The 22,745-nt window shown below is 51.0% G+C and carries 13 protein-coding genes; 10 read left to right on the forward strand and 3 right to left on the reverse strand.

The genetic code is table 11. The features are described from left to right. Window positions 1–18: 18 nt before the first annotated feature. From A8990_RS12085 to A8990_RS12130, 10 genes are all read left to right on the forward strand, one after another. Window positions 19–1,344: an ABC transporter substrate-binding protein gene (locus A8990_RS12085; protein ID WP_116189289.1), complete on the forward strand. Its 1,326-nt coding sequence runs from the start codon at window positions 19–21 to the stop codon at window positions 1,342–1,344. Window positions 1,345–1,419: 75 nt separating this feature from the next. Then, window positions 1,420–2,298, forward strand: coding sequence for a carbohydrate ABC transporter permease (locus tag A8990_RS12090; RefSeq protein ID WP_220376804.1), 879 nt, complete (start codon window positions 1,420–1,422; stop codon window positions 2,296–2,298). A 33-nt stretch (window positions 2,299–2,331) separates the two neighbouring features. Further along, window positions 2,332–3,177, forward strand: a complete 846-nt coding sequence (locus A8990_RS12095; RefSeq protein WP_116189290.1) for a carbohydrate ABC transporter permease — start codon at window positions 2,332–2,334, stop codon at window positions 3,175–3,177. A gap of 16 nt (window positions 3,178–3,193) precedes the next feature. Further along, the gene (locus A8990_RS12100; RefSeq protein WP_116189291.1) at window positions 3,194–4,609 is read left to right on the forward strand and encodes an NTP transferase domain-containing protein; all 1,416 of its coding nucleotides are present in this window, start codon (window positions 3,194–3,196) and stop codon (window positions 4,607–4,609) included. A gap of 93 nt (window positions 4,610–4,702) precedes the next feature. Continuing rightward, window positions 4,703–5,839 carry a GNAT family N-acetyltransferase gene (locus tag A8990_RS12105; RefSeq protein ID WP_181909535.1) on the forward strand — a complete coding sequence of 379 codons (1,137 nt, stop codon included), beginning with the start codon at window positions 4,703–4,705 and terminating at the stop codon, window positions 5,837–5,839. A gap of 40 nt (window positions 5,840–5,879) precedes the next feature. Then, window positions 5,880–6,881, forward strand: coding sequence for a Gfo/Idh/MocA family protein (locus A8990_RS12110; RefSeq protein ID WP_116189293.1), 1,002 nt, complete (start codon window positions 5,880–5,882; stop codon window positions 6,879–6,881). A gap of 2 nt (window positions 6,882–6,883) precedes the next feature. Continuing rightward, window positions 6,884–7,903: a Gfo/Idh/MocA family protein gene (locus tag A8990_RS12115; protein ID WP_245995976.1), complete on the forward strand. Its 1,020-nt coding sequence runs from the start codon at window positions 6,884–6,886 to the stop codon at window positions 7,901–7,903. A gap of 36 nt (window positions 7,904–7,939) precedes the next feature. Continuing rightward, window positions 7,940–9,136 carry a Gfo/Idh/MocA family protein gene (locus A8990_RS12120; protein WP_116189294.1) on the forward strand — a complete coding sequence of 399 codons (1,197 nt, stop codon included), beginning with the start codon at window positions 7,940–7,942 and terminating at the stop codon, window positions 9,134–9,136. Window positions 9,137–9,138: 2 nt separating this feature from the next. Next, entirely contained in the window at window positions 9,139–10,542 is a 1,404-nt protein-coding gene (locus A8990_RS12125) for a GNAT family N-acetyltransferase (RefSeq protein ID WP_116189295.1), read from the forward strand. Window positions 10,543–10,663: 121 nt separating this feature from the next. Then, window positions 10,664–11,395 carry an MgtC/SapB family protein gene (locus A8990_RS12130; RefSeq protein ID WP_116189296.1) on the forward strand — a complete coding sequence of 244 codons (732 nt, stop codon included), beginning with the start codon at window positions 10,664–10,666 and terminating at the stop codon, window positions 11,393–11,395. Window positions 11,396–11,560: 165 nt separating this feature from the next. Here the strand turns inward: A8990_RS12130 and A8990_RS12135 are convergent, their stop codons facing one another. From A8990_RS12135 to A8990_RS12150, 3 genes are all read right to left on the reverse strand, one after another. Then, window positions 11,561–19,165 (reverse strand): S-layer homology domain-containing protein, encoded by a 7,605-nt coding sequence (locus A8990_RS12135; protein ID WP_116189297.1) that lies wholly within the window; start codon window positions 19,163–19,165, stop codon window positions 11,561–11,563. A gap of 805 nt (window positions 19,166–19,970) precedes the next feature. Next, window positions 19,971–21,764, reverse strand: a complete 1,794-nt coding sequence (locus A8990_RS12145) for a sensor histidine kinase (protein WP_116189299.1) — start codon at window positions 21,762–21,764, stop codon at window positions 19,971–19,973. Beyond that, window positions 21,757–22,491, reverse strand: a complete 735-nt coding sequence (locus tag A8990_RS12150) for a response regulator transcription factor (RefSeq protein ID WP_116189300.1) — start codon at window positions 22,489–22,491, stop codon at window positions 21,757–21,759. The genes A8990_RS12145 and A8990_RS12150 overlap by 8 nt, the downstream gene beginning before the upstream one ends. Window positions 22,492–22,745 lie beyond the last annotated feature (254 nt).

A 22,745-nucleotide genomic window follows, 5' to 3' on the forward strand; every position in this document is an offset into this window, starting at 1 on the left:
AAAAGGGGCGATCATCAGATGAAAAAAGCAATCATCGGTCTTGCAGTATTGAGTTCAGTTGCAGCACTTACGACGGGATGCGGAAGTTCAAATTCAAATGAAAATGCAGCTTCCGGCAATACAGCGAGCACGAATGCAGGAGCGACGAACGGCAGCGACGAGAAGTTCACGATCCGTCTGGCTGACGGTTCCCCGGGCGATGAAGTTCTTAGTGTATGGAATAAAGTGAAAGACATGTATGAGAAAGCACATCCGAATGTCACGGTTGAATTCGTTCTTCAAGATCCGCAATTGTATCAAACGATGGGTCTTCCAAGCTTGCTGAACGGCGAAAACGCGCCTGACATCTACTTTGAATGGGCTGGCGATCGTCTGAAGACGAGAGTGCATGACGGTTTCGCGGCAGACCTGACTTCCTATCTGGAGCAGGATGGCCTGAAAGGGAAGTTCTCTGAAGGCAACTTCGTTGGCATGGTATACGATAACAAGAAGTATATGATTCCAACGGACAGCCAAGTAACGAACGTCATCTGGTACAACAAGAAGATCTTTAGCAAAGTAGGCATCACGCAGCCGCCGACAACCTGGGATGAGTTTATGGCAGATTGCGAGAAGCTGAAAGCGGCGAACTACATTCCGATTACGACAGGCAACAAGGATCTGTGGACGGCGGGCAACTGGAACGCGCATCTGATCTCCCGTGTCGTGGGCGAGCAAGCGTATGCGGATGCAATGGAGCTCAAGTCTCCGTTCAACACGCCGGAATTCGCGAAAGCCATGAGCTACATGAAGCAGCTTTGGGATAACAAATACATCAATGACAGCGTGAACGGCATCAACGATGACGAAGGCGCAGCATTGTTCTTTAACGAAAGAGCGGCTATGTATCCGTCCGGCGGCTGGTTTGTTTCCGGAGCGAAGGATAAAGCGCCGGATATGGAATACGACTACTTCAACCTGCCGACGATGCCGGATGGCAAGGGCGATCAAGGAAGCGTAATCGGCGTTCTCGAAGGCTATGTCGTGAACAAGAATTCCAAGCATATTGGGGCGGCTGTTGATTACTTGAAGGTTCTGGAGTCGCCTGAAGTCGTTACCATGCTCAGCCAAGCAGGCTCTTCAATGATTGCGCCAGGATCGGAGCCAGAGACAGATCCAACGATTCTGAAGCTGAAGGATATGATGGATAACACGAAGTCTGTCGTTTCTCCTCCGGATACAGGCTACAACCTTGAAGTTGCGGATGCCCTTAACTCCGCGACAGCTGAAGTTCTTGGCGGCGTAAGCACGCCGGAACAAGCACTTGCAAAGCTTGATGCTAAAGTTGCTCCTCTCAAAAAATAATGTTTTGCTCGAAAAGCCGGCGTCTGCAAGTAAGCCGCCGGCTTTTCATTTGTAAAATCAGGAGGTTTGGAAGTCGTGCATAAATTTCGTTTATCCCCTTACTTGTTTACAGCGCCGGCGGTCCTGTTGTTCTCGTTCACGATCCTGCTTCCGATTGTCATGACGTTCTTCTTCAGCTTCTACGATTGGAACGGCTTCGGAACGATGAAGTTCATTGGATTCGATAACTACGTTCGTGCTTTCCACGATCATATTTACCTGCTCTCGTATTGGCATATTCTCATCTACATCATACTGACTATTTTCCTTGAAGTATTTGCAGGACTATTCCTTGCCGGACTGATCACAGTGAAATTGAAAGGAACAAGCTTGTTCCGTGTCGCATTCTTCACGCCGGTGATGCTGCCAATGCTCGTTACCTCCTTTATGTGGAGGTTCGTATATAACTCCGATTTCGGTTTGCTCAATGCTGTACTCAAGTTTCTGCATCTGGACAGCTGGACGAATGTCTGGCTGGGTAATCCGCACACGGCGCTCTACGCGCTTTGTATCGTTTCGGGATGGTCGTACGCCGGCTTCTATATGACGATCTTCTATGCGGGCATCCAGCGTATTCCGAACGATATCTATGAATCCGCTTATCTGGATGGCGCAACGGAGCGAGACATTTTCTTCAAAATCAAAATTCCGATGATCAAAAACCTGGTGGAAGTCGCGCTTACGCTTTGTATTCTTGGCGGCTTCCAAGGCTTCGACCTGTTCTATGTTATGACCAATGGCGGTCCGTACAATGCAACGGAGATCGTAACGACTTACCTGGTTAAGGTTGTATTCACGAACGGAAGTATCGGATATGGCTCCGCGCTGGCGGTCGTCATGACGCTTGTAGTGGTTGGCGTCGGCGTCGTATTGAACATGTTGAAGCGTAATGGGAATGAGACGCTGGAGTATTAATTGCAGTCGATGGAATGAAAGAGGGGCTAGGGCATGGAAATGTCAATGCGCAAAAGCAGCAACAGTGCAGCTTTTCGTCTGTTCTATTATGTGTTCATGAGTGTATTTTCACTGGTTTACTTCTATCCGATGATCTGGATGCTATTCTCCTCCTTCCGGGGAAATAGCGAGATCTTCAATAAGCCGTTCTCGCTGCCGGCCAAGGTTGATTTCCATAACTGGTCCAAGGCTTGGCAAATCGGCAAAATGAGCACGTACGTCATGAACAGCGTTATCGTGACGTCCTTGACGGTCGTGTTCATCCTATTGTTTGCAAGCTTGGCTTCGTTTGCGTTCAGCAAGCTGAAGTTCAAGGGCAGCAAGCTCATGCTGCTGATGTTTGTGTTCGGTCTGTTCATGCCGATGCAGTCGTTCTTTATCGCGCAGAATTATATTTTTGATCATCTGCACATCAAGAACACGTACTGGGCGCTTATTCTGCCTTATGTCGGTATGGGCCTTCCGCTTGCAATCTTCCTTCTTAAAGCTTATCTGGATTCGATCCCGAAAGAGATGATGGAAGCGGCGAACATCGATGGCTGCGGGAATCTGCGGTTGTTCTGGAGCATCATCATGCCGCTCTTGATTCCAAGCTTGGCGACGGTTGCGATCTTCTCCTCGCTGAACTCATGGAACGAATTGCTGCTCGCGCTGCTCTACGTGCAAAGCGATAGCCTGAAGACGATCCCCGTCGGTCTGCTTGCATTCTCGAGCAAGCACGTAACGGATTATAAGCTGCTGTTCTCGGCGCTTACGATTATTACAATTCCGATGATCCTGATCTATATCTTCTTCCACAAGCATATCGTAAGCGGACTGACAGAAGGATCCTTAAAATAAGGGAGCTAATGATAGCATGAAAACAGCGGTTATTCTGGCAGCCGGACTCGGTACGAAAATGTGGCCTTTCGCGGAGGTGAGACCGAAGGCGATGATCCCTGTCGGGACGAAGCCGATCATCGCTCATCAGGTGGATTCGCTGATTGAGCTTGGGTTTGCGAGGATTGTCATTGTCGGCGGCAAGCTGCACGGACAAATTCGCAATTACTTCCGCGAGAACGGACTGCATTCAGGCGCTGAGCAGGACGCCGAAATTATTGTAGTCGCTGATGAGAAAGGACAAGGAACGGCGATTTCGCTTACAGCCGCGCGCAGCGCGGTTGGCGGCGAAGGCGCCTTCCTCGTTTTATACGGCGACACGCTTATTGAAACAGCGGACATTAAGCTGCTGATGTCGGCATTCGAAGGACGGTCGGAGCACGAGCTTGCTGCTGCGCTCGTCAATCCGCTGGAGCAGCAGTCCCCTTCGGATTGGATCTGCTGCAAGCTATCGGAAGACGGACGGAAAATTCGGTATATTATGGGACATCCGCGCGGCGACTATACGCACCGATTCTGCGGTTATGCGTTCGACGAGAAGTTCTGGTCCTATGCCAGCAGCAACTCCGGCCTGTTTACAAGTGTGCAGGTGGGCATGATGCCGCCGCTCGAAGCGCATCTGGAGATGTCATTGCTCGATTCCATGCATGACGGCTATGCGGTACGGGCGGTTGAGACGACAGGAGGCTTCGTCGATCTGGATAAGCCATGGCATATTTTGCTTGCGAATGAGCTTGTTTCGCGCAGGAACTGTGCGAAGCTTACCGAGCATGTGCTAGCCGAAGGTGCCTCGATTGATCCGAGTGCATCGATCGATGGCTTCGTGCAGTTAGGCGCTCGCAGCCGAATTGGCCGCAATGTCATTATTGAGGGTAACATCATTGTTGGCGACGACACCGTGATTGAGAACGGTGCGATCTTAAAGGGCAATCATATCATCGGCAATGACACGTATATCGGCAATTACTGCTTCCTCTCCGAGGGGACAACGGTGGGCAATAAGTGCGTCATCAACCACTGTGCGGAGCTGGAAGGCGTTATTTTCGATACCGTTTATTTGTACCACTATATGGAGTTTTACGGCGTCATCGGCACGGCGACAGATCTTGGCGCTGCAACTGTCTGCGGAACGCTGCGGTTCGACGATGGCCAAACGGCGCATCGCATCAAGGGACGCAAGGAGACACCTCGCGAGCACAGCGATGCGATCTACTTGGGCGACTTCGTGCGCACGGGCGTTAATGCCATTCTGATGCCCGGCGTGAAGGTCGGCGTCTACAGCGTCGTTGGATCGGGCGTCATTCTCGAAGAAGATGTGCCCAACCGGACGATGCTCTATGTGAAGCAGGACCTCGTCCGCAAGGAATGGGGGCCGTCCAGGTACGGCTGGTAAATAAGAATAAGCAGGTGGATGGAGAGAGTGCGGAACGCAGGAAACATGAAGCGGGCGCTCTCTTCCTTTTCATTCATCATGGGAGGCGGCGTAATGGAAGAGTTTAGGTTCGTGCGTGAGGAAGAGCTGGAGGAGGCGGTCAAGCTTGCGGATGAGGTTTTCCTCGCTCCGAATCAAGCATCGATGGGCGAGGCATTCCCGACTGTTTTCTCCGCCAGCTTGGGTCAGTCCTATGGCTGTTATATCGATGGTCGCCTCGTCAGCTTTATCGGCTTCGTGCCTTCGGTGATCCGAATTCATGCAGCTGAGCTCGCCGTATATTCGGTGGGAGCGGTATGCACCGATCCGGCTTATCGCGGAAGAGGGTATGCCGGCAAGCTTCTCGGCTTGCTGGCCGAACATGGCCGCCTGTCAGGCGCCTCGCTTATGCTCGTGTCGGGCGAGGGCGGCTTGTATGAGAAATTCGGCTGCCGAAAGTTCGGCAGCGTCGAAACGTTTCGGCTCGAAGCAGCCGCCGCGGATCAGATGCTCAGGAGCAGCCGCTCGGCGGGCTATCGGTATCGAACCATGAAACCGACGGATTGGTTCGACATCCGGAGGCTGGCTCATTCCCGCGGCGTCCGGTTCGAGCAGAGCCTCTGGGATATCGCAGCGCTGCTGAAAGCCGCGCCAACGGCAAGAATAGGCAGGCTTCAGCCTGAGATATGGGTCGCAGAGAACGAGCGGGGACCAATCGCATTTGCCGTGCTGGCCGTTCCGGGCGATGAGCCGAACGAGTCGAACCATGACGAGCCTTCCCTCATCGAATGGGCAGGGGAGCCGGAAGCAGTATTGATGCTGGCGGCTTGCGGCGTACTGGCCGCCCGCTGCAGAATGCTGAACCTAACGGTTGAAGCGCATGAAGAAGCGCTCCTCGCCTGTTTGCGGCCGCTGGAGCTGGAATCCAAGAAGGAGCATAACGACGGGACGGCGCTCATCCTGGACTCAGCCGCTTTGCTTGCGCAGCTGGGGCCGCTGTTCGGCGACGAGCGACCGGCAGCTTATACGGAATCCGACGGTGGCGTCCGATTGGAATGGCAGGGTCAAGTTTATAGGATGACAGCTGCCGAATTGCTGTCTCTTCTGTTCGACGCGCAGCCGACGGAGCAGCTTCCGGCTTTACTGAAAAAGGCATCGGATGCGATCGTTCCCATTCCGTTCCCGAAGCCGAATGGATTGAACTTCGTCTAGGTTCGGCCGGGATCAAATAACATATAGAGGAGCATGACCAATGAAAGTAGTCGTTTTAGGCTGCGGTTCCATGGGCAGCGTGCATGCCAACGCGTACAGCCGGATGCCGGACGTTACATTGGCGGGAGTTTGCGATACGAACGCCTCGCTAGCCCAGCGTTTAGCGCTGCAAGCAGGAACGGAGCATTATGAATCGTTTGAACACATGATGGATACGGTGCAGCCAGATGTCATATCCGTGGCGCTCCCTACCCCCTACCATAAGGAATATGTTCTGAAGGCTGCCGAACGCGGCTGCCACGTGATCTGCGAGAAGCCGATCGCGCCGACGGCGGAGGATGCGGAGGAGATGATTCAAGCATGCCGCAAGCATGGCGTTCGCTTGTTTATCGGACATGTGGTTCGCTTCTTCCCCGAATATTCGGATGCAGCCAAGCGGGCAAGGAGCGGCGCGATCGGCAATGTTGGCGTTGTTCACGCCAAGCGCATCGGCTCTCACCCCGGCGATGTCATTCCATGGTATGCCGATCGCGCGGCTTCAGGCGGCGTCATCATGGATCTGATGATTCATGACATTGATTACATGCGCGGATTGTTCGGCGACGTGAAATCGGTTTACGCCCTAAACCGGACAGGGCCTTCCATCGATTACGCCCTTGTCACGCTTAGGTTCCGCGATCACCCTGCCATCGTGCATTTGGAGGGACACTGGGGCTATCCGGGGCCGTTCACGACAGCGGTAGAAATGGCCGGCAGCTCAGGCGTGGTCCGCTTCGACAGCAGTCTCTCCCGTTCGCTGCATGTTCAGCAAAGCGCTGCCGCAGCGGCGTTGAAAGCGGTGGAAGTGCCGCGCAGCCCATCCTATCGCAATCCGTATGAGGTGGAATTATCGCATTTCATCGCGTGCATCCGGAGCGGCGAAGAGGCTGCCGTTACGGCTGAGGATGCCAAGAAAGCCGTAGAGATCGCGATTGCCGCGAAGAAGTCCGCTTCGATCGGACAGCCGGTGCTGCTGGAGCGCGAACACGGGGAGGAGCAATGAAAATGAAAATGAAAATGAAAATGAACAAGGAACAGGTGACGGTTGGCTTAATCAGCTTCGCCCACGGTCATGCATACAGTTACGCGAAAGCAATTAGCGGACGATCGGACGTTGTCATCGCCGGATTTTGGGATGATCACGCAGAACGTTCGCGAGGAGTAGAAGAACAATTGGGAATGCGGGGGTTTGATTCTCTTCAGGCCCTGCTTGCGGAGGATATCGATGCCGTAATCGTCTGCTCGGAGAACGCGAAGCACGCTTCGTTCACGCGTGCGGCTGCAGCAGCTGGCAAGCATGTGCTGTGCGAGAAGCCGCTAGGACTCTCGATCTCGGAGATGGAGGGAATGATCCGTGTTTGCGAGGACAATGGCGTACAGCTGATGACAGCTTTTCCTTGCAGGTATATTCCTGCCGTGGAGGAGGCGAAGAAGGCGATCGACCGGGGGGATATTGGAGAGATCCTTGCTATTAGAGGCACGAACCGGGGCACCATGCCAGGCGGATGGTTTGTCGATCCCGCGCTATCCGGAGGCGGTGCAGTGCTCGATCATACCGTTCACGTGATGGACCTGATGAATTGGTTCGTGCAGTCGGAAGTGAAGGATGTCTATGCCGAGGCAGGGACGCTGTTCCATCCGGAGCTTGAGGTGGAGGATGCGGGGATGGTGCATGTCCGCTTCGCGAACGGCGTCGTTGCTTCGCTTGATCCGAGCTGGTCGCGTCCGCGTTCCTTCCCGACTTGGGGGGACGTTACGATGGAGATCATCGGCACGGATGGCATCATTAGCATTGACGCGTTCAATCAGAAGAGCGAAGTCTATGCAGATCCTGCCACGAAGGCGCAATGGTTCTATTGGGGCGATGATATGGATGCGGGGCTCCTGGATGCATTCATTACGGCAATCCGTTCCGGCGCAGCAGTGCCGATTACGGGCACAGACGGCCTGAAATCGGCTGCCGTTGCGCTTGCAGCGCTTGAATCAGCAAGAAAAGGAACTCCGATTCGCCTAGAAGGCAATTAGAGAAGGCAGTCAAACATCAACGAGGGAGGTCGTGCAATGTCTTACCAACCGCTCCGTCTCGCCATCGTCGGAGGCAACCGGGGGGCACGGTTCGAGCAAGCGCTTCATGCGCTGGCCGACCGTCTCCAACTGGCTGCCATTTGCGATATTAGCGATGAAGTGACTCAAGCATGGAAAGAGAAGTTTCCATGGATTCGAACCTATCGCAGCTATGAGCTCATGCTGCTGGATCTGGATATCGACGCCGTCTTCCTGGCAAGTCCGATGCTGCTGCATGCGAAGCAAGCTATCGCTGCCCTTGATGCAGGGAAGCACGTACTATCCGAGGTGATTGCGGCGCATACGCTGGAGGATTGCTGGGAGCTTGTCGAGAAGGTGGAGAAGACCGGCTTGACCTACATGATGGCCGAGAATTATTGCTTCTCTCGCTCGAATCTGGCTGTTAAATATATGGCCGAGCAAGGGATGTTCGGCGAGATTACGTATTTGGAAGGCGGCTATTTCCATGAATTGCGGACCAGCGTTCATAAGCCGGACGGTTCGCTGACATGGCGCGGCGAGCTTCATCATACGTATAACGGACTGAACTATCCGACACATTCCATTGGCCCGATTTCCCACTGGCTTGGACTGAACAGGGACGGCGGGGACCGTATGAAGACCATGTCGACGTTCGCATCTAACTCGCGTTCCTTGCAGGCTTACTTTCAGGAAAGGTTCGGGAAGGATCACCTCGGTTCGCAGCCAGGCTACTGGAAGCAGGGAGATTCGGCTGTCACGAACATAGTCACCGAGAAAGGCGTCCTGATCACGTTGCGCGTGGACTGGACATCTGTCCGTCCGCACAATATGCGCCATTACGTTGTACAAGGAACAGAAGGGGCATATTTGTCCAGACGCCATGAACAAGAGGACGATCTGGTCTGGTTTAACGGACGTTCCAAGCAAGGCGAGGTCGAGGAACAGTGGGAGCCTCTCGCCAAGTATCAGCCGGAATTCGACCATCCTACTTGGAAGAAGTGGGAAGATAAAGCGCAGAGCTTCAGGCACGGCGGCGGGGATTTCTTCATTCTGGAGGAGTTCGTTTCTGCCATTGAGGAACGGAGACAGCCGCTTGTCGATGTGTACGATGCCGTGACGTGGAGCAGCATCTTCCCGTTGTCGATGCAATCGCAAGCCAGCGGCGGACAGCCCGTAGCCTTTCCGGAATTCCGCAGGAATGGGGCGGAGTGATCATGACCGATGAGAGAAAGCTGCCTCAGCTCGTGATGCGACTCGCAAACTTGGCTTCGTTGCCTGCGCTGGAGCTGCCAGCGGGCTATCATTTACGGCATTTCGAGCCTGGCGACGAGCTGCATTGGGAGGCGATCGTGGAGAAATCCTTCGGCTGGAGCCGCGATTTCGGGCGCCGAATCGCTTCGCATCCCTACTATCAGCCGGAGCGTGTCCTGTTCATCTGCGACCAGGAGAAGCCGGTCGCAACGGCATGCGCGTGGGAGGAGCCGCAATGGGAAGCGGATTGCGGCTATCTCCATATGGTAGGCGTAGACCCTGCCTATGGCGGCCGCGGTCTTGGATATTCCGTCAGCCTTGCGGCGCTGCATCGCATGAGGGAAGAGGGCAAGCGGCATGCCGTGCTGGAGACGGATGATTTTCGCTTATCCGCCATTCATATCTATCTGAAGCTGGGCTATGTGCCTGCGTATGAGGGATCCGAGCTGGAAGAAAGATGGCGGCAGGTGCATGATAAGCTGAATATCCCGTTCATCCCGCGTCCGGGTGTCCAAGCTGCCACGAAGCCGGGCAAGCCGGACAAACCGAATGAGGACGCGCTCGTTCTGAACGAGCGGCATCGGATATACGGTGTCATCGACGGGGTTTCTTCGATGACCGGCTACTGCGATGCAGATGGCAGTACCGGCGGTTGGATTGCCGCGCAGCTGCTTGCTCGGGAGCTTGGAGCGGACACGCCGCAGCTTGAACTGAGAGAGGCTGTGCTGAGGGCGAATTCGCAGCTGATGCAGCGCATGGATGAGGTTGGCGTCGATACATCCGAGAAATGGAAACGCTGGGGCGCGGTATTCGCTGTCGTGAAGGTTCATGCCAGCTACTTCGAGTATGTGCAGAGCGGCGATTGCATGCTGTTCGCGCGTTACCGCGACGGTAGCATCCGGGTAATGAGCCGCAATCAGGTTGCAGGCTTCGATCACCAATCGTTGACGGCTCTACGGGAATTGAAGGAATCGGGAACGCTGACGGAGGAAGAAATCAGCCTCCGCATGAAGCCGATCGCAATCGGCAACCGCAATCTGGCCAATATGCCTGGTGGGTACTCTGTCATGAACGGAGATCCCGCGCTTGCTTCGCTCATGGAGTACGGCCATATCTCGCTTGCAAACGTGCAGCGGATTTACGCTGTCTCCGACGGCATGTTCCATTTCATCGAGAATGACGAGGATCCCCGCAAGTGGGAGAAGTTTCTGAATGAGCTGGACGTGCAGGGAATTAAAGCCTACATGGAGCGGCTCGTTGAAGAGGAAGAGCTTGATCCGCTCTGCGAGAAGTATCCGCGCCATAAGAAATCGGATGACAAGTCCGCGGTTATCGTCGAGCTCGCGCGAATCAACTCGTCTGTATAGCTGCAATCAATCAAGTATTCTAGAAAATATTCTTGCTCGGCGATGACCTTATAGGTTTTCGTCCGGGCATTCTTTATAGAGAGAGGGGAATGGCGTGTCAGGTATTTGGCATATATCGCACATGGAGATGGTGCTGCGCCTTCTATGCGCAACGGGACTTGGCGGTTTAATCGGCTTGGAGCGGGAGTGGAGCAATCATGCGGCTGGATTCCGGACGCATATTCTCGTATGCATCGGGTCAACGGTTATTATGCTGCTGTCCATCTACGGCTTCTCTGAATTCGTTCTTGAGGGCAACGTTAGATTGGATCCCGCGCGGCTTGCCGCGCAAGTCATCAGCGGCATCGGCTTTCTTGGGGCTGGCGCCATCATGCGCAATGGCTCGTCGGTAAGCGGACTGACGACCGCCGCTTCCATCTGGGTGGTGGCTGCGATCGGTCTGTGCGTGGGAGCGGGATTCTATTTTGTAGCTGCGGTCGCGACGGTGTTCGTGCTCGTCAGCTTATTCGCCCTGAATAAGCTGGAGAAGCACTGGCTTCACGCGAAGCGCGTGCAGGAAATGCTCGTGAAGGTGAATATGCAGTGGGGGAGCGTTGCAAGTATCGTATCGGCGATCGAAGGAAGCGGTTTGTCCATCTATAAGCTTCAAACCAAGCTGGATGAACACTCGGATCGCGGCGGTGAAACGGGGCATGTGATCGTGCTTCAGTTGCTCTTCAAACAGCCAAGCCGCGAGAAGCTCCTGCTTGCGATTGATCTTATCTCCACGCTGGCTGGTGTTATCTCGGTGCACGTGCTCCAGCAGCCCGGTACGAAACGAATGAAAGAGCGGCAAGCGCAGCTGCAGCCTTAACGATAGCAGAATTAACCCAAAGAAGACGCTGACCGGATAAGGGTCAGCGTCTTTTGGCGTACGTATGTTCATGGTTCGGGAGCTGCAACAACGACAAAACCTTAGCCAGGCGGTCGCCTGGCTAAGGTTTTGTTCTTGGGTGGAGCAGCTAACGCTAAAGATTGATTAAGGCTGCTGCGGTTGTTGTACCGGACAGACAAATGTCAGGATGTGACCATCAGTCTCAAACATAGGCTCCCCGTTCAAGGTCATGCCGCTGTAAGTTACAGTAGCAATGACGTTGAACGATTTGGAAGTCAGATAGGTCACAGCCCCTGTTACAGGATCTACAGTACCGTCAGCAGTGGAGCTGGAAGAGTATTCGACCGAAGCCCATACATTGCCGTCTGTATTCTTGTCTGGATTAGCAAATGCGTCCGTTAACCAATCAGGAAGCTTGAAGTTTGCAAGACTAACCTGATTCAGATTAGCAGCTATTGCGGAAGAATTTAGATCAACCACAGTAATGTTGAAGGTGACTTGACGCGGAGCAGCGCTGCCGCCGTCAACTGTCCATGCCGTTACTGTAGCTGTACCCGCTTTCTTGCCGGTAACCACAGAGCCGTATGTCTTGCCTTCAAAGTTAGTTGCGGACTCGCCCGTACGCAAATCAATAAATGCCCAATCATCCGTATTCCAAGAGATATTCGGAATGTAAGAGTTCTCTTGTCCGGTTACGAATAGATCCTTCTGTTCGCCTACGGCAATCGTGATGTCTTGCGTCAGGCCAGGCGCAATCGCAATATCGCCTGTCGTTCGATCGGAAACAACCGTGATTGCGCTGCCCAAGGAATGAATGAGCGCTTTACTCTGCGGATCTACCGACAGCCAGTATGGAAGTGAAATGCCAGTCGGCGCTTCCATTGTATAATTGTTTCGAGTCGTGTCCGGATTCAACCAATTCGTATTGTACTTCGCGCTTCTGACTTCATCTCTAGGCAGCAGCTGATCGTAGCTGTCGAAAGGCAGAAGGTTTGTTAGATCAGCTCGCGCAGAGTTATTAACCGTTACGTTCATGAAATTGCTCGGCATACGGTGCAGTTGCCAATCAGCGCCAGCAAGGTCTACTTGGCTGCCGGACACATCTACGCCAAGCGCTTTCAATCCGCCGAGATTCATCGCGTAGAAGTAGGAAAGGAACGGATTGTTCGTTCTCTTCTCGTTGTACCACCATTGATTGAGAGCCTTCAAATACGCTTGCTTCACTGCATCCGTTGTATTGGAATTTGCGGAAGCAATTAGTCCTGCCATGCCAAGCGCGGCCATTTCCTCGTCCGAGTAATTCAAGTAATCTTCAAAGGATGTACCGTCTTCTTCAATTCCGTCGCCGTTATGCTCCGAGATACCGAAGTATCTATTGTGATATTGCGCAGCAACCTCAGCGAGCGTGTTGGAATTGCGGACTTTTGGGAATCTTGCTTTGTAGAGCTCTGGAGTTGTCAGCATATCGAATTCAGCCGTGTAATCGATAATGCCGAGCTTAGCTGTTTTATAGCCATCATCTGCACCCGCATATAACGGAATGCTGGAATCAGCTACGTAGTTCTGGCTTTCTTGCAGCATCGTAAGGTCAAGCATTGCGCCAAGCGATGCATCTTCATAATCGGAAAGACCCCATGGATTCACATTTCCATCCATGTACTCCGGGTTGTAGTACGACCATCTTGTAGGCGTCGAAGGCACATTCAAACCATTGCCGGAGTTTACGTATCCAACAGAGTACTTTGCGCCCGGATTTCCAGCGCCGTCAGCATTTTTTCTGTACTCCGGCAGCAATGGAACAACTGGGTTTCCATTTTTGATTTGAGGAGCTACACCTACAAAGTAGTAGTTATTGATAATAATATGGTTGGTTACATTGGTAATTGCTGTTTTGGCTAGAGACGCTAGCTCCGGATCTATATTCTTGAAAGTGTCATAAGCCAAGTTCAAGAAATAGAGATGGCCGATCATTTCATCCGTAGATGTAGTATCTTTGTAAAAGATATGCTTGCCGGCAATATGAAAGGTATCGGACAGTCTCTTCGGTACCGGTACAGTTGCATATGCTTTCAGAGAATCGTAGTCAAAATTGCTGGCATCGAAAGCACTTACGTTTGACGGCTTGGAGTATTTAACTTCGGTTCCATTTACATCCGTAGTCGTATCGTTCGTAATCTCCATCCATCTTTCTTTATCGTTCAATTTGGTGGCTAAGTAACTTGCATTAGCATACTCTTGATCGTCAAATGCATAATAGGAACGCGAGACGAAGCCGTCAGGAGCAGGAGTACCCGTGTTCGTCAGCGTAAAGGTTCCGTCGGCATTGAGATAAACCGGTTTGCCTTCGTCAGAGCCATCCGGGTTAGCGCCAAGCAACGTATAAATATCTGGATTATTAACGTTAGCAGCAGCAGGGACCTTCAGTTGTCTCTGGGAAATGAATGCCAGCATCAAATCCGATTCGACAGCCCGCGTTGCTGATTTCAAAGCATCCTTTGTACGAGCATCATCAGCGCCATAAGCATCTTTCATGTAATTATAGCGGTAGATCTCGCCAGCTCCATACATCGTTGTCCAAAGGCCATCGTTATCCGTGCTGCTTAAGGAACGCGCGATATTAGATTGGTCTTTCGATCCCATAAGGGCCGCATACATATCTGCTTTGGTGTTAAAGGCAGCCGTGCCCGATTGGAAGCCCATTCTGTCATTCAGGTTTCTTCCGACCTCATCAAGCAGCAGCGTCTTGGCTGTCAGCGACATCTGTTTTCTTACGATGTGAGTCGCATCGCCTGAAGTGCCGAGAATCCACAGACCGCCATTATGATCGGACATGATCGATGCGATCGGCTCCGCGTTCTGCGGGCTTGATGTTGGAATGTATCTTGAGACTTGCAGGTATTGGACTTGATCAGCTGCAACCGCGTTATTCGGATCATACAGCGTAATACTGAGCTTATCTGCAGCTAACATCCATTTTGCGCCTTGTGTTCCGTTGACATAGCCCGCATAGGATGCGGATGGCCATGTAAGACCGTTTGGCGCAGCAGGCACGATTGTATCTGTCAGTTGAGCGGCCGCAAGGCTGCTAGGGATGGCAGAATCGTCCTTCGCATAGTAATACACGAGTTTTTCAAGATTCGTATCAGTTGCTTCTGTCACATTAACCAGATACGAAGCGGTAAGAGCGCCTTGTACAGCTGTAATTTTAGCTGATCCATTAGAAACGCCCAGAACTTTACCGTCATATTGGCCAGCATCGTTTCCTACGGTATCGACATAAGCTACATACGGATCGGACGTTGTCCAACTGATAGGTTGACCCAGCTCAAATCCTTCAGGCTGCAAGCGAGTAAGAGCTGTGCTTTGCAGGCTCACAATCGGTAAATTCGTAACCACAGGAGTTACATACGTCATGACATGGCTTTTCTCGAACATAGGATCTCCATTTATTGTCATATCACTGTAGGTTACAGTAGCGATGATATCGAATGGAGTATGAGACAAGTAAGTAATAGCACCGGTTTCTGGGTCAACCGAACCAGCTGACTCGTTAGAAGATGCATATGCAATCGAAACATTCCGGTGTCCATTGGTATTCAGTTTTTGATCCGCCAAGGCTTCTTTCAGCCAGATCGGATATGCAAAATCAGAATCAGTAACTTGAGTGAGATTCTCTTTTGCCGTTGCGTTCGAGTTAGGGTATGCGACTGTAATGTTATAAACAACCGTCTTTGGCGCAGGGGAGAATCCATCAGCGGTAAGAGCCGTTACCGTGGCCGTGCCTGGCTGTACGGCAGTTACCTGTGCCGGGAAGAATTGCTTCTGCTCCAGGGCATCATAAGAATACAAGTTCTTCAAATCAATAATTTGCGTATCCTGGGTCCATGAGCTTGTGTTCCAGATGATGTTTTTCACATAAGCATTTTCGGTGCCCGTAACATTCAATGTCTTTTGCTCACCAACATTCAAAGTCAGGTTAACCGTAGTCGAATTTGTAACGGCATCTTTGATCACGGGAGCAGGACCGTTATTCGGCTTTGCTTTTGAGCCTAAGGAATCGATCATTTGAACATTTTCAGGGAGAACCGACATCCAAACAGGCAGGATGAATGCAACTTGATTGTACAACGACAATTTGCCGCCTTGGTTCGGGTCGAATAAGTCTTCTCCGACTGTATAGCTGCGCATTTCATCTCTTGGCAATGCCTGGTCAAGCCATCCCGTCGAATCTCCATAAATCAGAGACGTAACATCTGTCCGGGTTGTATTATCCACATCCCAGTGTCCGCCATTCGATGGGAAACGGCTCAAGCTGTGGTTAGCTCCCTTGATATCAACCTCATCATGGGATACATCCACACCTAATTGTTTGAATTTCGCCAGAATAAGCGCATGATAGTAGGTCGCCCAGGCGTCTCTGTAACGCTTGACGTTATACCACCACTGATCGAATGTCGTTTTATAAGCATTAAGAACAGCAGTGTCCGGCTGATTAGGCATCGTATTTACAAGCGAGTACATGATGTTAATCATCTTGTGTTCGTCGCCTGTATTTAAGTAAGCCTCGAAGCTGGTTCCAGGTTCACCGAAATCATCCCCGTTATGCTCCGCAATGCTGAAATATCGCGTCATGTACTGCTGCATCGTATCGAGAGCGGAAGTCGAATTAATGGCCCGCGGATATCTCGCTTTGTATTTAGCAGGTTCGATTAACGTACTATACTCTTCCTGGAAGTCAATAGGCTTCGGCGTATAGAAACCGTTTCCGTTGTAGTACGGGATGGCAGTATCTTCATCCACCATCATAGCGAGCTGCAGGATCTCAAGCCCGATGGCCATATTCAGAGGGCCATCCTCATAATCGGAACCGCCGATCGGATCGTTAGCGCCGTCCATAAACTCAGGCTCGAAATTACCCCATCTCGTGTGATAGTTAGGCACGTTCAAGCCGTTTCCTGAATTGACGAAGCCTGGACTTGATTTGGCACCGCCGGTTTGATAATCAGGATAGAGATCGCGGCTCTTGTTTGCGCTTATCCCAGCAATGTGGTAATTGTTGATGATTGTATGGTTCGCAATCGTGACAATAGCTGTTTTAAGCAGAGAAGCAAGCTGTGGATCTGCATTACGGAATGTCTGATAAGCCAGCGTATAGAAGGAGAAATCATTGTTTAATTCGTCAGAGCTTGTAGAATCTTTGTAATAAATGGTGTTCTCAGGAACGGCTCCATTCGGCTCATAGAGCTTGGCCAATCTTTGCGGAACAGGAACGCTATCGTAAGCTTTGAGCGCGCTATACTGATTTTTTTGTTCTTTATCCGCCGAGACGCTTACATTGATAAGCTTAGAATAGGCCACATCCTTGCCATTAATATCCTTCGTTGTGCCTGCCCCTTTTTGGAAGTAGGCGTTGTCCTTCAAATAAGAAGTATCCTGTCCTTGCGGAATGACGGTAAACGTACGAGGCAAGAATCCGTCTGGAGCAGGCTTGCCTGTATCGGTTAATGTGTACTTTCCGTTCTCGTCCAAGTAAACCGGTTTGCCTTCATCGGAACCGTCGGCTTTTGCGCCAAGGAGTTCAAGAATGTAAGGCTTTGCCTCTTCCTTCGCTGGAACCTTCATTTGCCTGCCGGAAATATAAGGCAATAATGCAACGGCCTCGGTTGTACGAGTAGCAGCTTTCAGCGCATCTTTGGTTCGTTCATCATTCGCACCGTATTTGCTTAACATATCCTTGTAGTAGAAGATCTGGCTTCTGCCGAAGGTTGCCGTAATCGAACCGTCATTATCACCAACCTCAACCTTGAAGTCGAGATCGCGTGCATCTTTGCTGCCCATAATGGCGGCAATCTTGTTCGCGTGCGATGAGGTGTTGGTGTCATTGCTTGTCATGCCAAAGCGATCATCAAAGTTTTTCATGATCTCTTGCTCCAGCATTGCCTTGCTCTCGAGCGAAACGTTCTTTCTTACGATGTGAGTCGCATCTCCGGCTGCGTCTTTGATCCAAAGCCCGCCAGAGCCGTCTGTCATGATCTTGCTGATTGCTTGAGTAGAGCCGGCTGCATCCTGAGGAATATATCTTCCGCCTTGCAAGTATTGAATACGGTCATCTGGATTGCTCAAGTTCGGATCATACAGCGTTACTGACTTCATGTCCGATGCGAGCATCCATTTTACGCCATTCGTGCCTTCAAGATATCCGGCATAGCTCTCTGACGGCCAGGATCTCCCAGTCGGTACAGAGACACTTCCATGAATAAGCTCCGGGGCATTAGAAAAGCTTGGAATATGACTATCATGCGCTTCGTAGTAGTAAACAAGTTTATCTAGAACTGTCGTAAGATTTGGATCATTGGTTACATGAACCGTAATCGTGATTGAAGTATCGCCTTGTTTACCGATTATTGCTGCTGTTCCAGTTGAAACACCAATGACTTTACCGGCGTAATTGCCAGAATCGTTGCCAACTGTGTCTACATAAGCGATATAAGGATCTGAGGTTGTCCATTTAATAGGCTGTCCTAGATTCAATCCGGTTGGCTGCAAATGAGTAATCTGTGTGCTGTACATATTCACAGTAGTTCCCGTAGAGATAGCAGGAACAACAGGTGTGGTGAGGTTAGACGTACCGCCGCCAGTATTACCGCCAGTACCGCCGCCGGAGGTTACCGTCTTGCCGCCGACAGTGGAAGTAACCCCGTTAGCGACCGTAACTTGAGCAGGCTGCTGGGCGATCGTGCTTCCGTTGGCATTAATGACTGCCGTTATAATGCTGCCTTCGCCGGATACAGCCGCGGTTGAATTCAGAACCAGCCTGTTTAGCGAGGAGCCAGCGTCCAGATTCAGCGCGGTAGCCGCTTTCGTATCCTTTACAAGGGTTGTGCCGGATACCGTTGAGCCGATCAGATTGACGCTTTTTGCAGAAACGACGCTGAGATCGCCAGTTACTTTCACGTTGTTCAATACGACGGGCTCAGTTGCCGCAGCATCAATAACATAAATATCGCCTGCAATCACAAGATTCTTCAGAACAGCTCCTGGAAGAGCAATTGTGACATTGCCCGTAACCGGAGAAGCAAGCTTCGCCAGATCTTCAGGCGTTTTGATGATCGTACCCATGACCCGATCCGTCATGACGAAGGATTCGGCACGAGTGATGTTCGCATGAGGCGCAAATTCGTTATTGCCTCTACCGTTCAAATAGCCTTTGGAAGCTAGGGAAGAAACAGCGTCGCTAGCCCAGCTTGCAATCTGCGAGGAATCGCCGAAACGAGCGTCAGCAGTCCCGGAAACAACCTGGAAGCCTCTTGCGATAAGCGCAGCCGCTTCTTGGCGGGTAATCGGGGCTTTCGGATTTGCATGGCTGTTCGCATCTCCGTTTAGCAACCCGGCTGCAGAAGCCTTCTGAAGCTCCTCATAGTACCAATCGCCAGGATGAGCGTCGGCAAAGCTTCTGGCGCCGGACGTGCTTTGAAGATTGAATATACGATTAAGAATTGTGATGAATTCCGCGCGGGTAATGGCTTCGTTCGGGTTTAAATTACCATGGCTATCGCCCTTCAATAGACCAATGTCTGTCCATTTCTGAAGTTCTTTCGCAGCCCAGTGGTTAGAGGTATCTTGGTTAGAGATCTCTTGGTTTGGGCTTGCCATGGCCGTTGTGCTCGTTAACAGCATACTGCCGATAACGAGCGATGAAACGACCTGCGAAGCTGCCCGCGAAGTTTTCCTCGAAGTTTTTTTCGACATTCTGTGCGCTCCCCTTTAGTAGAATTGCAAACAATGAATCCGCTTTCAATTATGATCATCTTGTGACCACATTCCTAGTTAGTTGATTTAACAAATTCAATCATCTCTTGGCGGCTTAATCATTTCCAATTGCGCGAAGTTGTTATTTTCTATCGTTATTTGATGTTTACTATCATTTTTGTGCAACTTACAGCGGCTGCTTTACCATTCGAAGGGGAAAATGAATGCGATGGCAGGTAATGCCGATTGATCCAGCCAGTTGAATCTCCGTAAATTTGATAGGTGACATCTGTACGGATCTGAGCGATCGGAAGGACTTTATAGCTTTATTTAGGTGGATTTCTATAAATGGTGATTGATTTGCTCTCTGATGTGGATTTTACAACGTCCTTTATTGCGCCACAGACCTTCAGCAGCACAAGCGGCCTGCTCACGATCAGCCTGACGCCTTCAAAGATCCAAGCGCTCTCGATCAACGGAACGAAGCCGCTGAAACCTGAAGGTGGTTCTCGGAGGCGCAAGCGGAGTGACAGGAACTGTCGTCTTAAACTATTAATACCGCTTGAATCTATTACTGGGCAGAGGAGTAATCTAGCATGCGAGAAAGGGCAGCCGGTCATCGGCTGTCCTTTTCGTTATGTACGCCCAGCATGGCGTGGTGACCCCGAACGAGACTCACAAGCACCGGAACACAAACAATGCCCTTCCGGCTTCCTGCTGGGAAGCGAAAGGGCTTATGTGCGGTGGTGTATGAGAATGGAGGCTAGCTGCCTCCTCCTACTCGAGTAACCATTGCATCTAAGTGTTACTGTTGAACTCCAAGCTGTTTCCGTGCCGGGAACATAAGCTGAATGGACGTTCCCCGGTTTGGCTTGCTTAAGATCCGGATGCTGTACGCTTCGCCATACGTAATCGTGAGCCGCTTATGCGTGTTATGCAGGCCAATATGCTGTCCGCCTTCGATGTCGGAAGTCAGCTTGGCAAGTACTTCCTGCCGCCGCGCTTTGTCCATCCCGACGCCGGTGTCCGTGACAGTCAGCTGAATACGGTCTTGGATCAGCAACGCCTTGATCCGAATAATGCTCTTGATGGGCTTCATTCGGATGCCGTGATAGATGCAGTTCTCGATTAGCGGCTGCAGGATAAGCTTCATGACGTCGCAATCCGCTGCCTCGTCATCAATCTGCCAGATGACATCGAATTTCGCTTTATACCTGATATTCTGAATGTCCACATAGCGCATCGTATACTTCATTTCTTCCCGCAGAGGCACGAAGTGCACGGAGCTGTCCAAGGAATATCTCAGCACGCCGGATAGATTCTCGATCATTTCATTGGCTTCGTTCGGCTTGCCGGTATAGCTGGCTACCTTCCAATAGATCGTTTCCAAAGTGTTATAGAGGAAGTGCGGATTAAGCTGGGCGTGAAGGGCGATATACTCCATTACCTGGAGCTTGTACTTCCGCTCGGACAGCTGAACCGTCAGGAACTCGTTCTCAACGAACTTCTTCACGACATTCTCGGTAATATAGCCGTACATGTCATTCTTTCTTCCGGGAAGCACCTTCGGCAGAGGGGTTCCGCGTTCGGCGGCATGGAGAATGGAATTCACCATCTGCAGCGTCATATACTTCTTCTTTGACAACGAATATGCCAAAATCAGCCCGATTATCGTGGAAAAGAGCAGCAGCAAGCCAGTCAATAATCTGAGCTTATCAGGAAGCGAGTACAATGCGGACTTGGGAACGATGGATACGAACTTCCAGCCAAAACGCGCAGAGGTCAGAATATCGATCCGGTACGTACGGCCGTCCGCCTTCACGATCTGCGAGAGCGACTCATTCGTATCCAGCACGTTCTTATGGAACAACGGCAAATAATTAAGATCCGAGTTTCTGGCAATGATATGGTTGTATTTATCCATCAGCAGAATGCTCTGACCATTATTGGCTGGCAGATCGCGGAGCAGCGACTCGATATACTCGGCTTTAATATTCATGACGACAACGCCGCCGCCGTTCTCCAAATGCAGCCGATTATAGATGGAGATGACTCCTGTTCCCGCATCTGAAGTCCGTCTCTTCAGGATGCGCTTCTCCGTCCAGACACGCTCGTTGACATTGTTGTGGTTCTTATACAGCGCATACCACGCATTGTCGGTAAATTTGTCGACGGTATTAAGGCCCGTTACGGAAGATAAGAACCGCTTGTCCTCGTTATCGAAATAAATATAGATCGAATAAATGAACGGATTCGCATAAACAGTCGAGTCGACGAAATTTCGAATGACCTTGAGCACGTCGAAGTTGCTGTTCGTAAACCGGCCCGTATCCAAAATATCTTTCATCGTCACGCTAAGCCCGGGATTTGCCGAGAAGTTCGCACTTAGGGAGTCCATCTCCCGAAAGGACAGCTCCATGTACGATTTGGTCTGGGACAGCAGTGCTTCATTCTTCGTATCAATCTGATCCTGAATATAGAGCTTGATTAAGAAGGTAGAGAGCGAGCCCAAGATCAGCAATGGGACCAGCATTGGAATTAATAATGTAATCAGGTGCCGCAGCGTGGAGCGGTGAACCGTTTTGAGTCTTTTAGCCATTGCGGTATTCCCGAGGGCTCTTACCGTAGATTCGTTTGAAGGAGCGGGTGAAATTATGCGGATTCGTATATCCCAGCAATTCGCTGATTTCGTACGTTTTATAGGTCGGATCGGCCAGCAGCTCGGCTGCCTTCTGCATTTTTACTTGAATGACATAGTCCATGAACGTCATGCCGGTCTGCTGCTTGAACAGCTTGCTTGTATAGGAGTGGTTCAAGTGCACATAATTGGATGCGCTTTCAAGGGTGACGTTGGTATAGCTCTCGTCAATGAATTTTTTAATGGCTGCAATATAACGATTTTCTTGCTTCGGGTCGGCCGCTTCCATACGCGGCTCTGCCTTGCTGCGCTCTTTATCGAGCTCGGTCTTCAGGCTCTGGAACACTTCAACCAGCTCTTTGTAGACGGTCGGTTTCACGAGATAATTCTTCACGCTGTAGATCATCGCCTGCTTGGCATATTGAAAGTCCGAGTACCCGCTTAAGAACACCAGCTTGATCGGCGATTCGTTTCCATGCAGCTCCTTGGCAAGCTCAAGTCCTGTCATGACAGGCATCATAATGTCGCTTAGAATAACATCGACATGCTGCTCCTTTAACAGCTCAAGCGCTTGTTTGCCGTTCTCCGCTTCGCATACAACCTCGTAGCCAATCTCATTCCATGGAAAATAATTTTTTAAGCCGGTCCGAATTTCGATTTCGTCGTCGACAATCATTAAGTTGTACATCAGGGGGCTGCCTCCTCAACACTTCTCCAAGGATCTTAAAGCTATGAGAAAGTATACAACAATCTGCGCAGTTAAAATAGAAATACCAAAATAACAAGCCATTTATGGATTACTTTAACAAAAGGTGATAGGTTCTAGCTTGCGGATGCGCAAATAAAGATAGGTAATTGCAAATTCCCCCTAGTACCGCCGACCAGAAGCCTGTACTAAAATATAGGAATAGTTTGCCGGCCGTAAACGGTAAACTGCAAGCG

The sequence above is a fragment of the Paenibacillus taihuensis genome (assembly GCF_003386535.1).
GTDB classification, from domain to species: domain Bacteria; phylum Bacillota; class Bacilli; order Paenibacillales; family Paenibacillaceae; genus Paenibacillus_Z; species Paenibacillus_Z taihuensis.

Excerpts from the sequence above, each read along its gene's own strand:
- A8990_RS12085 (WP_116189289.1), top strand. The coding sequence starts at position 19 with ATGAAAAAAGCAATCATCGGTCTTGCAGTATTGAGTTCAGTTGCAGCA.
- A8990_RS12095 (WP_116189290.1), top strand. The coding sequence starts at position 2,332 with ATGGAAATGTCAATGCGCAAAAGCAGCAACAGTGCAGCTTTTCGTCTG.
- A8990_RS12100 (WP_116189291.1), top strand. The coding sequence starts at position 3,194 with ATGAAAACAGCGGTTATTCTGGCAGCCGGACTCGGTACGAAAATGTGG.
- A8990_RS12105 (WP_181909535.1), top strand. The coding sequence starts at position 4,703 with ATGGAAGAGTTTAGGTTCGTGCGTGAGGAAGAGCTGGAGGAGGCGGTC.
- A8990_RS12110 (WP_116189293.1), top strand. The coding sequence starts at position 5,880 with ATGAAAGTAGTCGTTTTAGGCTGCGGTTCCATGGGCAGCGTGCATGCC.
- A8990_RS12115 (WP_245995976.1), top strand. The coding sequence starts at position 6,884 with ATGAAAATGAAAATGAAAATGAACAAGGAACAGGTGACGGTTGGCTTA.
- A8990_RS12120 (WP_116189294.1), top strand. The coding sequence starts at position 7,940 with ATGTCTTACCAACCGCTCCGTCTCGCCATCGTCGGAGGCAACCGGGGG.
- A8990_RS12125 (WP_116189295.1), top strand. The coding sequence starts at position 9,139 with ATGACCGATGAGAGAAAGCTGCCTCAGCTCGTGATGCGACTCGCAAAC.
- A8990_RS12130 (WP_116189296.1), top strand. The coding sequence starts at position 10,664 with ATGGAGATGGTGCTGCGCCTTCTATGCGCAACGGGACTTGGCGGTTTA.
- A8990_RS12135 (WP_116189297.1), bottom strand. The coding sequence starts at position 19,165 with ATGTCGAAAAAAACTTCGAGGAAAACTTCGCGGGCAGCTTCGCAGGTC.
- A8990_RS12145 (WP_116189299.1), bottom strand. The coding sequence starts at position 21,764 with ATGGCTAAAAGACTCAAAACGGTTCACCGCTCCACGCTGCGGCACCTG.
- A8990_RS12150 (WP_116189300.1), bottom strand. The coding sequence starts at position 22,491 with ATGTACAACTTAATGATTGTCGACGACGAAATCGAAATTCGGACCGGC.